The organism is Natronolimnohabitans innermongolicus JCM 12255 (assembly GCF_000337215.1).
Lineage (GTDB): Archaea > Halobacteriota > Halobacteria > Halobacteriales > Natrialbaceae > Natronolimnohabitans > Natronolimnohabitans innermongolicus.
Map to the genome: position 1 here is coordinate 81,129 of NZ_AOHZ01000096.1, position 10,658 is coordinate 91,786.

Consider the following 10,658-nt stretch of genomic DNA (forward strand, 5'->3'; position numbering starts at 1 on the left):
GCAACCTCAGAGCGCCCGTATCTTGAACCCCTGCAGGAGGTACGACTGGAGGAAAAACGCGAACAGCAGCGCCGGCAGCGAGACGAGCAGACTCACCGCCATAAACTCCGCCCAGCCGGTCTCCCACGAGGAGTGAAACAGACGGAAGATCCCCGGCGGGAACGTCGTCGACTCGTTCGACGGCATGAGGATGTACGAGAAGGTAAAGTCGCCCCACGCGATCGCGAACGCGAACACCGAGTTTGCGATCATCGCCGGCTTCGTCTGCGGGACGATCACGTCGACGAACCCGCGCCAGCGGGGCGCGCCGGCGACCCAGGCGGATTCCTCCATCGACGCCGGAATGGTCTGGATGTACTTCCACATCAGCCAGACCGCAAACGGCATCGAGAGCGCGCTCAGCGCCAGGATCAGCCCGACGTATCGGTTCAAGAGTCCGAGTGTGTCCCAGATAAGATACAGCGGAATCGCCAGGACGATCGGACTGAACATGTAGCCCACCAGCAGGAACCGCGCCGTTTTGACCTTGTGTTTGTAATTGAACCGGGCGAGTCCGTAGCCCGCGATCAGCGAGACGACGGTCACGGTCACCACGACGCCGATCGTGACGATGACGCTGTTGAGCAGGTAGCGACCGACGGTCGGATTGAACACGATGTCGAAGTGGTTGACGGTGAACGTCTCCGGCGTCGGGAAGAACGTGATTCCCTCCTGAATCGCCAGCCGAGTCTTGAACGCGTTCTGGGCCATCCAGTAGATGGGGAATCCGAGGATCACGAACAGCGTGGCGATGCTCCCGTAGAGTCCGGCGCGGTAGAGCAGGCTCCGATACGTGTGCGAAACGCGGAACGTCCGCCCGAACTCGGGGTCGTCGGGTTCGGTTTCGGCGCTCATGTTTCCACCTCCTGGCTCGGGTTGAGGTACTTCAGATAGACGAGGCCGCTTACCAGCAGGGCGAGGAACATCACGACCGCGATCGCGTTCCCCATCCCGTAGGCCCCTCGTTCGAAGGTCTCTCGGTAGGCGAGAATCGGCATCGTGGTCGTCTGGCTCCCCGGACCGCCCTGCGTGAGTTGCCAGATAATGTCGTACTTGTTGAACATGAACACCCCGCGGAGGAAGATCACGACCAGCAAGGCGCCGTAGATCCGCGGCAGCGTGATGTCGCGGAACATCTCCCAGGTCGTCGCCCCGCAGACCTTCGCCGCCTCGTAGAACCGATCGGGGATCGACTGTAACTGCGCGAGCGTAAACAGCGTCACGAACGCCGAGAACTTCCAGCTACTGATGATGACGACGGCGGTCATCGAGAGCTGCGTGTTCCCGAGCAAGTACCCCTCCCAGAGACCGAACCGAGCCCCGGCCGCGTGGAGGACTCCGTCGTACGGGTCCAGCATGAACAGGAACATCATCGTAACGATGATCGTCGGAATCAGATACGACGTGAAGACGAGCGTGCTCAGGATCCGACTGCCTCGCGTGATCTTGTTCAACACGAGCGCCATCCAGACGCCGACGGTCAACTGGATGACCGTCGAGCCGACCATGAAAACGAATCCGCGCCACATCGACCCCCAGAACCGATCGAGTTGGAAGACGTTAGCGTAGTTTTCGACGCCGACGAAATCCCAGGTCGGGTTCAACAGCGGGACTCTGTGTACCGATGCCGCGATCGCAAATGCGATCGGTATCAGTGCGACGAGCGTGTACAGAAGCAGTACGGGGAGGATCGTGAGCCATCCCCAGAAGTCCTCCGGGGTGATCTCGAACCTCCCGATCGAGAACCCGTCGTCGTAGAACCGACGGGATCGATCCACTGGCTCCGTATCGGTTGCCATGTCAACACAATACACAAGGTACTTGTTAACATTTTCCCTGAATCAGATCCCGTATCCGACGTACAGCGTATCTCTCGCCGATACTCTCGAGTGAGCACGGACCGGACCGACCGAGCGTGATGGGCGAGCGCTCTCGACGGAAGCTCACGGCCCCAGCAGAGGACACGCTTTACTCGCCGGCCCGATAACGGATCGGTATGGCACACATATTCGGCGAAGCCGATCGAGAGAACCGCCATTCGACCGACGAACCAGACGTACGACGACGCCGGCAGTCGCTACTCTCGTTCCGACGAGGCGAGCGACGATGACCGTCGTCATCACGCCGTACGTGATGGGAAAGGGCGGCCCGGCGCTGGCGTCGGCGATTCGCGAGCGTCGGCCCGAAATCGACCTCGAGCACGTCAGCGACGAGGACGCCCTGCTCGAGGCGATCGACGACGCCGAAATCCTCGTCACCGGTCGGCTTCCCGAAGACGCCCTGGCAGCGGCCGAGAACCTGCGGTGGGTCCAGGCGCTGAGCGCGGGTACCGACGCCTACGACCACGACGCGCTCGCCGCCCGCAACGTCGCGCTCACGTCCGTCTCCGGCGTTCACGCGAAGCCGATCGGACAGCAGGTACTCGGGTACTTGCTTCACTTCGAGCGGGGCTTCGACCGCGCGGTCGCCCAACAGCACCGTCGCGAATGGGACCGCTACGGCGGCGGCGAACTGGGTGACCGAACGGTCGGCATCGTCGGCGTCGGCGCAATCGGATCGCAGGTCGCCGAGTACTGCGAGCCCTTCGGAACGCGCGTGCTCGGCGTCAAGCGCGACCCGAACGACGCACCCGCATCGCTGGATGACGTCTACACGCCAGACGAACTCGAGACGGTCCTCTCGGCGAGCGACTACCTCGTCCTCGCCTGCCCGCTCACCGACGAGACGCGTGGGCTGATCGACGCCGGCGCGCTGACGACGCTTCCGGACGATGCTGTCGTCGTCAACGTCGCCCGCGGCGAAGTGGTCGATCAGGCGGCGCTGGTCGACGCACTCGAGGCCGACGCGCTCGGCGGTGCGGCACTCGACGTCTTCGAAGACGAGCCGCTGCCCGAGGACTCGCCGCTCTGGGATCAGGAACACGTTCTCGTGACGCCGCACATGGCTGGTTCGACGCCGCACTACTGGAATCGGTGTGCCGACGTCTTCGTCGAGAACTACGACCGCTTCCGCGAGGAAGCGCCGCTCGAAAACCGGGTCGTCTAGGCAGCCAGTTTCCGGCCGTCGATCTCGCTTCGCCCGCAGTTTGGCGGCGCTGCCCGCTCGTCGCTTACGGCGCCGCCTTCTCGAACGAGTAGCGGCGAACGCCATCTCGTTCGGTACAGTGGACGCGGCCGCGCCGGTCTAGCGTGCCCAGCGCGCCGAGCGTATCCAGTAACTGTGCGGGATAGCGTACCTCGCCGACCCGGCGACGGGTGATCTCCATCGGCGTCGCAGGCCCCACGGCTGTGACGGCTTCGAGCGTGTCTGCCGTGAGCGCCTCGAGTTCGCTTCGCGTAAACTCGATCGTCTCGTCGGCGTTCGAGAACACCGGTCCGTGGCCCGGGAACACGTGATCGAACGACCGCTTCGCGAGCCGGTCTAGTCCCTCGTGGAACGCGTCGACGGCCTCGTAGGCACCGTGGTCGATACCGACGTGGATCGTCCCCGGACGGAACGGTTCGATGAGCGCGTCCCCGCTGAAGAGGACCCGCTGATTGTCGATAGTCGTCGCCAGGCTCACGTGGTGGAGCTGGTGTCCCGGCGTGTGGATCGGTTCGAACTCGAGTCCGGCGACCGAAACCGACTCGTCGAACGCGAAGCCGACGGCCTCGTCGGGCGCGAGCAGCCGTCGATTCCGTTCTAACGAACTCTGGGCGCGCTCGACTTCGCGCTCGATGGCTTCCCCCTGATAGCCCGCCGAACGGCCGACCTCGCGGACGCCGGCGGCGAGTTCGTCGGGGTCGCGCTCGAGTCGCTCGAGGACGGGTTCCGGCGCGTACACCGTCGCGCCGGCCTCGCGAAACAGCGGAAGCTGTCCGATGTGATCGCTGTGGGGGTGGGTGACGATCACGGCACCGACGTCCGACGGGTCGTAGCCCTGGGCAGCCAGTTCAGTACGAACCGCCTGTTCGCCCCGGTCGCCCGGATTGCCGGCGTCAACGAGGATCGGATCGGACGTTTCGATCAGGTAGGCCGCGGCGTGTTTCGGGGGCCACTCGATGTCGAACTCGAGTCGCGTGATTGACGTCGCGTCGGCGGCCGACTGCCGGTTCGTCGCGTCGGACATCGACTCAGATCAGTTCGCGGGCGATCGTTCGCTTCTGGATCTCGTCGGTTCCCTCGAAGATGCGGAAGACCCGCGCCGAGCGATAGTTGCGCTCGATCGGGAGATCCTTCATGAAGCCGGCGCCGCCGTGGACCTGCATCGCGATATCGGCGGCGTCGTTCGCGAGCTGGGCGCCGCGGAGTTTCGCCATCGACTCCTCTTTGCGCGCGCGCTCACCGTTGTCCATCTTCCAGGCGGCGTACCGGTAGAGCTGGCGGACCTGTTCGATGTCGGTAGCGAGTTCGGCCAACTGGAAGGAGATTCCCTGCCGGTGTCCGATCGGTTTGTCGAACGTCTCCCGGTCGCGGGCGTACTCGACGGACATATCGAGCAGGAACTGCGCGGTTCCAACCGATCCCGCCGCGATGTTGATCCGTCCGCCGCCGATCCAGCTCATGGCCGACTGGAAGCCCTGGTCGACCTCGCCCAGTACCTGGTCTTCGGAGACGCGACAGTCGTCGAAGTGAAGTTCGGCGTGCGTGCCGGGCGTCATCCCCATCGCGCGGTGGATCGTCCCGACTTCGTAGCCTGGATTATCGGCGTCGACGAGGAAGCAGGTGATCCCGTGGAGGTCCCCGTCGTCGCCGCTCGTCCGAGCGAACACCATCGCGTAGTCCGCGTAGGGGCCGTTCGTGATGTACACTTTCTGTCCGTTGATTACCCACTCGTCGCCGTCTTTCTCGGCGCGGGTATCCATGTAGTGGGCGTCGCTGCCGTGGCCCGGCTCGGTCAGCGCGAAACAGGTCGTGATCTCGCCGTCCATCAGCGGATAGAGGTACTCCTCGCGTTGTTCCTCGTCGCACTCGAGCAGAATCGGCGTCGGCCCGCCTGCGCCGCCGAAGATGGCGCTGTGAAAGCCCGGCGGCCGATTCGACATGTGCTCGCCGACGATCGCGCGCGTGAGGATATCGACGTCGCCACCGCCGACTTCCTCCGGCATCGTCATCCCGTAGAAGCCCGCTTCGACCGACTTCTGTCGGATCTCCTCGACGATCTCTCGGTACTCGGGGACCTGTCTGTGATCCTCGTCGACGATGTGTTTCTCGTAGTCGGCGCCGAGGAACCGATCGTACTCGGTTTCCAGTGGTGCGACTTCCTGATCGATGAACTCGTCGAGCGCTTTCTTGATCTGGACGGCTTCGGACGGTTCGCTAAAGTCCATAGATCATATGATAGCAGCCACCACATAAGTGTTATCGTGACACACAGTCGTTGCCCCGATACCGACTGGATCGCTCACGGCCGTCGTGTGACCCCCGTTCAACAGAGCGGAACAGTTATTGTCATGCGGTCAGCAACTACTGGTATGCCAACCCCCGACGTGGACGCGGATGACAGGGTCCAGGCGGTCGTGAAGGCGCTCGACATTCTCGAGGCACTCTGGCAGGCAGAGGGTGGCGGCGTGACCGAACTGACCGAACGGACCGGACTGGCCAAGAGCACAGTTCACGCGCATCTGACGACGCTTCGATCGAAGGGGTACGTCGTGCAAGACGGCGACGAGTACCGACTGAGTCTTCGGTTTCTCTCCTTCGGCGAACACGTCAAACACGCACAACCCCTTTACGAGGCGTCCGAACAACCGATCGCGGATCTCGCGGACCGAACCGGCGAACGAGTACTCTGTTCGACGGAACAACACGGGCTCGGAACCGTTATCCGTGCCTGCAACGGCGAGCGATCAGTTACGTCGAGCATCGACGTCGGGACGCCGACGTATCTCCACTGTTCGGCTGGCGGGAAAGCGATGCTCGCTCACTTCGACGACGAGGCCGTCGATCAAATCGTCAGCAGCTGGGGACTCCCGGCGTTTACCGACAAGACGATCACCGACTGGGAAACGCTCACCGCGGAACTCGAGTCGATCCGCGAGACGGGCATCGCGTACAACAGCGGCGAGTACGTCCACGGCGTCAGCGCCGTCGGCGCCCCGATTCTCGACAGCGATGGAACCGTCTACGGCGCCGTCACCGTCGCCGGCCCACGACATCGCCTCGAGAGCGAGTGGGACCACGACGAACTCCACGATCAGTTGCTCTCGGCAGCGAATACGATCGAAGTGAATCTTCTGTTCGCCGACTAACCCTTCGGTCGGCATCTGTTCAGCCGTATTGAACGACTCTTCGTCGAAGTAATCGCGTCTGTCACGACTGACGTCGAGATAGTTCGCCGCTGGTGGACCATTCGTCCCGTTCCGGTAGCCGGAACGGGCCCGTTATTACACCCATATGTTTGTAACGAACGGTGGGCTCGACGCGCCAGCACGGTCACCGCCGACCGCCGAACGTCTCGCCCGCTACCCGCCGTTCGCCGAGCGAGGCGAACGCCTCGAGTCCGTCGTGCTCGAGTGCCGGTCACCGAATCACCGAGCAGCAGCGAGGTCGTCCGAATCGCCTTTCTGGCTGCTCGAATATATTCGTGTATCCGACAACTATCGGTACCTATACGAGATCTGAGTATTGGGTCGTCTCCCAGTAGCGAGGCGAGTGAAGGCCGATTAAATGCTCTCATAGCACCTTTGTACTCTTCTAAAGGCATATTATAGGAATTAGTCGTGTGATCGAAACGTCCGGTCTCGATCGAGCCCATAGATGGCAATATCAGTATAGACGCTCTAAAACCACATATTACGATATTCTGCGTTGGATTGCTATTTCTGCCACCCAATATACATATCTAGCCAAGCATAGTAATTTATCTAGTACTAGCTGTGTGCCAGTGGGAACCGTCCGTCTTCATCGAGAGACGCGTTTTCGAGAGACGCGTTTCAGTCTTGGCTGATGAATGTCGTTGACCCAATTGAGAGACGCACAATGCCGGCAACCCGGTTAAACCCGTCAATCGCTAACTGGGCAGTGATATGGGAATGGTGTCTAGACTTCGGCTGCTCATCGACGGCGATGGGGAGCTCTACGAGTGTCGCAACTGCGGCACGAAATTCGATCACGAACCGGACGCCTGTCCGACCTGTGGTGCTGGCGAGATTGCTCACTACGAGTTCTGACACCCTCGGCCGGATGACACTCCGAACCCTGTCGCGCAGTCATGGTCGTCTCGTCGGTGACGATCCCACGCGTCCTGTCGTGCACTGCAACCGTCGGGGTGCTCATGGCTGCGACTGCGGATCGGCCGTCGCGTCAGTATTCGGGGGTCGGGTGGCAAACAGCGACAGCGCCAAGCGTTTCGACCGCGTTTCCTCTCCCGCGAGCACCCGTGTTTCGGAACCAGCTGTTTCGGATCGATGTCCTCTCTTGGCATTCTGATTCCCGCGCACGTGACGTCGGTTCTTTAGTGGCTGCGTGCCGAACGAACGCGTATGTCCGGCGACGATCGGTACAAGCTGTTCGGCGTCTACCTCTCGGATCCTGTCGTCGATGCGCTCGCCGATACCCTCTATGAGGAGGCCGGCGTCGTCGACCTCGAGTCGTACTTCGAAGCGAACAGCGACGCCGTTCCACGAGGCGACCCCGGCGCTGATGCAACCGACGAATTCGTCGCGACGCTGCTCGAGTCGTTCGCCGAACGGTACGACGAAGCCGACTTCGAGGCGGCCGAATCCGTCGACGCTGACGGGTTCAATCTCGTCCACCTCGCGGCGACGCCACAGCGAGTTTCCGACGTTCGCGAACGGTTTCGAGCCGCAGAAACGATTCAAGAAAGCGATCTCCGAACGGTTCAGACGGCAATCGTTGCTGCAGCCCTCGACATCCCGCCTGACGGCACCGCCAACGCACGCAGTCCTGACTGACGATCAGTTCGGATTCCGCCGTTCGATCATTCCGTGTGCAATCCAGGAGATGACGACGTCTCCGTCCTGATTGACCCCTTCGATCCGCGTTTCGACGTAGCCCCGTCGTGGATCGCTCTCGGAAACGCGCTTATCGAGTACCTCGGTTCGAACCGAAAGCGTATCTCCGGGCTTGACAGGTCGTTTCCAGCGAAGTTCGTCGACGCCGCGGGCGCCCATACTCGCTCGGTCCTGCACGTAGCCGTCGACGAGCAATCGCATACAAACCGACGCAGTGTGCCACCCAGAGGCGACGAGCTCGCCGAACGCCGACTCCGCAGCCGCGTCCTCGTCGAGGTGAAACGGCTGTGGATCGTACTGCTGAGCGAACTCGATAATCTCCGACTTCGTGATCCGATACTCACCGTACTCCGCCGTCGTCCCGATTTCGACGTCTTCGTAGTACTGCATCCCCTGGGTGTTTGTCACACCCACGCAATAATCTACGGACTGGCGGTCTATTTCGCCGCCGTCCTCGGACAGTCCGCTATCAGGCGCGCTGGAGGTCTCGAATCATCACCCAGTGATCCGCGTACTCGGCCTCGTGGTCGCTTGCTTGCCGATTCGCCTCGAGCCAGTCTGAACACTCACGGTCGAGATCACAACCGTCACACAGAAGCTGGCACGGCATGTTCTAGCATAGCACTCCGAGAACCGTAAACGTTCATCAAACTCTCTTGACATGTCTTGCTGTCAATCAGTCTCGAGTCGACTGGTCAGGCTGTCGAGCGTCCAGAACCGTGACCGACCGACCCGTAGCGTTGCTCGGGTGGGGCCATCCCGCGGATACACACTCTCAACCGAGTGGCACTGGCCTCGGTAGCGAATTCGTGACCGACCGTACGGAGTGGTCATAGCCGAGTGACCGAACGCCGTATGGTTCCCCGTTTGTCTCTCGACGGAGGGGACTCGAGAATCGTTCGCGACCGCTTGCAACGGTCCGACTATCGTGAGAGGGAGTCCCTCCCTTACACGGTCCGATTCAGAGGCCTTATATACCAACCGGCGGTTATCGATTAATACGAAGGAGATGAGGACCCTTCCCCTGCGGTCTTCCGTACAGAAGGGGTCTGATGTGAGCCTTGGTAGTTCGGTGACGCCTGATCGGTCATCCGATCGCGTTTACCGAACGTGGACCCATGTGTNATCCCTTATTGCGAACGTACGGGACTAACTTGCCGAATTCCCTAACGTCGGTTACTCCCGACAGACCTTGGCTTTCGCCGCCACGAGTACCTGTGTCGGATCTCGGTACGGACAGTGTGCTTGCCTTTTCACGGGCTCTAGGTTGACCTCTCTTGCGCTATCCAGTCATTCGTTCGCTTCGTGCCATTACGGCTTCCACGAAGTTCGACTGTTCGGCCGGGCGAAAGCCCGGCAGAGGCGGCCCCAAAGCGTCGGCTTTGAGTGCACACTGGCATAGGAATATTAACCTATTTCCCTGTTGTCAGCTTCGACTTACGGGCTGACTTAGGACCGGCTAACCCTCAGCTGATCAGCATTGCTGAGGAACCCTTACTCGTTCGGCCGTCGGGGTTCTCACCCGACTAACGCTGCTACTATGACCAGGATTTTCGTTACTGAACGGTCCACACGACCTCTCGGCCGTGCTTCCATCCGAACAGAACGCCAACCTACGGGATCANTGCCGCTAGGTCTCGGTGGTGGACTTGAGCCCCGATCATTTTCAGCGCCCCGAACCTCGGCCGGTAAGCTGTTACGCTTTTCTTAGAGGGTAGCTGCTTCTAAGCTCACCTCCCGGCTGTCTAGGGCTCGGGACCACTTTCGATCGCACTTAGTCCACACTTGGGGACCTTAACCCAGCTCTGGGTTGTCTCCCTCACGGTACACAGGCTTACCCCGCGCACCGGACTCCCTGCGTCAAACGACGTTCATAGGTTCGGAGTTGGACAGGGGGGCGCACTCCTCTCGGAGTGCGGTCCCCCAATCCGTCGCTCTACCCCATGAACTATCTCGGCAGAGGTCATGCTTCGACATGTTTCGGTTGGAACCAGCTGTTTCCGGATTCGATGGGCCTTTCCCCCCTAGACATAGGTCACGCGAGGGTATTGTAGGACACCAACGCTATCGGGCCTCCACGTGCCTTTCGGCACGCTTCACCCTGCCCACGCCTAGATCATCCGGTTTCGGGTCGTGCCCGTTTGACTCCCCGCGCTTGAACACGGCGGCCCTCNCTACGCCTTCCCTGATGATCAGGTTAGACTCGTCAAACAGGCACACTCCCTGGTTCGTTTTTCAAAACGTACGACTGGACACCGGCTTCCTGTGCTTCTTACTAGAGGTTCGCACCTCGGTCATTTCGCACAGGACCTTTTGTGCCCAGTCGCTCCATCGCCAACTGATTTCACGCCCTATTGCACCTCCCTTCGTGGGGTGCTTTTCAGCGTTCGTTCACANGGCCATGTCGGTTTCCCTACGCCTTCCCTGATGATCAGGTTAGACTCGTCAAACAGGCACACTCCCTGGTTCGTTTTTCAAAACGTACGACTGGACACCGGCTTCTGCTGTTTCTTACTGCAGGTTCGCACCTGGGTCATTTCACAGCAGACCTTTTGTGCCCAGTCGCTCCATCGCCAACTGATTTCACGCCCTATTGCACCTCCCTTCGTGGGGTGCTTTTCAGCGTTCGTTCACACTACTTGTTCGCTATCGGTCTTGAGGAGT

At 61.0% G+C, this 10,658-nt stretch carries 10 protein-coding genes and 1 rRNA gene; 4 read left to right on the forward strand and 7 right to left on the reverse strand.

Annotation, left to right across the window (positions count from 1 at the left end; all coding sequences use genetic code 11):
* Nucleotides 1-6: 6 nt before the first annotated feature.
* Both C493_RS20515 and C493_RS20520 read right to left on the reverse strand, forming a co-directional pair.
* Nucleotides 7-894 carry a carbohydrate ABC transporter permease gene (locus C493_RS20515; protein WP_007261414.1) on the reverse strand — a complete coding sequence of 296 codons (888 nt, stop codon included), beginning with the start codon at nt 892-894 and terminating at the stop codon, nt 7-9.
* Nucleotides 891-1,838: a carbohydrate ABC transporter permease gene (locus tag C493_RS20520; RefSeq protein WP_049889539.1), complete on the reverse strand. Its 948-nt coding sequence runs from the start codon at nt 1,836-1,838 to the stop codon at nt 891-893. Before C493_RS20520 ends, C493_RS20515 begins: the two co-directional genes overlap by 4 nt.
* A gap of 307 nt (nt 1,839-2,145) precedes the next feature.
* Here C493_RS20520 and C493_RS20525 point away from each other — a divergent pair, with 307 nt between their 5' ends.
* Complete coding sequence (locus tag C493_RS20525; RefSeq protein ID WP_007261416.1) at nt 2,146-3,084, forward strand: D-2-hydroxyacid dehydrogenase; 939 nt, start codon at nt 2,146-2,148, stop codon at nt 3,082-3,084.
* A gap of 64 nt (nt 3,085-3,148) precedes the next feature.
* Here the strand turns inward: C493_RS20525 and C493_RS20530 are convergent, their stop codons facing one another.
* Nucleotides 3,149-4,147: an MBL fold metallo-hydrolase gene (locus tag C493_RS20530; RefSeq protein ID WP_007261417.1), complete on the reverse strand. Its 999-nt coding sequence runs from the start codon at nt 4,145-4,147 to the stop codon at nt 3,149-3,151.
* A gap of 4 nt (nt 4,148-4,151) precedes the next feature.
* Nucleotides 4,152-5,348 carry an acyl-CoA dehydrogenase family protein gene (locus C493_RS20535; protein WP_007261418.1) on the reverse strand — a complete coding sequence of 399 codons (1,197 nt, stop codon included), beginning with the start codon at nt 5,346-5,348 and terminating at the stop codon, nt 4,152-4,154.
* A 144-nt stretch (nt 5,349-5,492) separates the two neighbouring features.
* Here C493_RS20535 and C493_RS20540 point away from each other — a divergent pair, with 144 nt between their 5' ends.
* The 3 genes from C493_RS20540 to C493_RS20545 all read left to right on the forward strand — a co-directional run bounded on the left by C493_RS20540 (nt 5,493) and on the right by C493_RS20545 (nt 7,934).
* Nucleotides 5,493-6,269, forward strand: a complete 777-nt coding sequence (locus C493_RS20540) for an IclR family transcriptional regulator (RefSeq protein ID WP_007261419.1) — start codon at nt 5,493-5,495, stop codon at nt 6,267-6,269.
* A gap of 783 nt (nt 6,270-7,052) precedes the next feature.
* A complete protein-coding gene (locus tag C493_RS23275) occupies nt 7,053-7,190 on the forward strand; it encodes a hypothetical protein (protein ID WP_162471457.1) in 138 nt (45 codons plus the stop codon).
* Nucleotides 7,191-7,502: 312 nt separating this feature from the next.
* Entirely contained in the window at nt 7,503-7,934 is a 432-nt protein-coding gene (locus C493_RS20545; protein WP_007261421.1) for a hypothetical protein, read from the forward strand.
* 3 nt (nt 7,935-7,937) lie between these two features.
* Here the strand turns inward: C493_RS20545 and C493_RS20550 are convergent, their stop codons facing one another.
* The 3 genes from C493_RS20550 to C493_RS22380 all read right to left on the reverse strand — a co-directional run.
* Nucleotides 7,938-8,384 (reverse strand): MaoC family dehydratase, encoded by a 447-nt coding sequence (locus tag C493_RS20550; RefSeq protein WP_007261422.1) that lies wholly within the window; start codon nt 8,382-8,384, stop codon nt 7,938-7,940.
* Between the two features lie 79 nt (nt 8,385-8,463).
* Nucleotides 8,464-8,604, reverse strand: a complete 141-nt coding sequence (locus C493_RS23535; RefSeq protein WP_007261423.1) for a hypothetical protein — start codon at nt 8,602-8,604, stop codon at nt 8,464-8,466.
* A gap of 377 nt (nt 8,605-8,981) precedes the next feature.
* A 23S ribosomal RNA gene (locus C493_RS22380) occupies nt 8,982-10,658 on the reverse strand; the annotation flags it as partial.

Bases quoted from the DNA above. Each gene is read 5' to 3' on its own strand.
- C493_RS20515 (WP_007261414.1), bottom strand. From the start codon at position 894: ATGAGCGCCGAAACCGAACCCGACGACCCCGAGTTCGGGCGGACGTTC.
- C493_RS20530 (WP_007261417.1), bottom strand. From the start codon at position 4,147: ATGTCCGACGCGACGAACCGGCAGTCGGCCGCCGACGCGACGTCAATC.
- C493_RS20525 (WP_007261416.1), top strand. From the start codon at position 2,146: ATGACCGTCGTCATCACGCCGTACGTGATGGGAAAGGGCGGCCCGGCG.
- C493_RS23275 (WP_162471457.1), top strand. From the start codon at position 7,053: ATGGTGTCTAGACTTCGGCTGCTCATCGACGGCGATGGGGAGCTCTAC.
- C493_RS20540 (WP_007261419.1), top strand. From the start codon at position 5,493: ATGCCAACCCCCGACGTGGACGCGGATGACAGGGTCCAGGCGGTCGTG.
- C493_RS20550 (WP_007261422.1), bottom strand. From the start codon at position 8,384: ATGCAGTACTACGAAGACGTCGAAATCGGGACGACGGCGGAGTACGGT.
- C493_RS20545 (WP_007261421.1), top strand. From the start codon at position 7,503: ATGTCCGGCGACGATCGGTACAAGCTGTTCGGCGTCTACCTCTCGGAT.
- C493_RS20520 (WP_049889539.1), bottom strand. From the start codon at position 1,838: ATGGCAACCGATACGGAGCCAGTGGATCGATCCCGTCGGTTCTACGAC.
- C493_RS23535 (WP_007261423.1), bottom strand. From the start codon at position 8,604: ATGCCGTGCCAGCTTCTGTGTGACGGTTGTGATCTCGACCGTGAGTGT.
- C493_RS20535 (WP_007261418.1), bottom strand. From the start codon at position 5,348: ATGGACTTTAGCGAACCGTCCGAAGCCGTCCAGATCAAGAAAGCGCTC.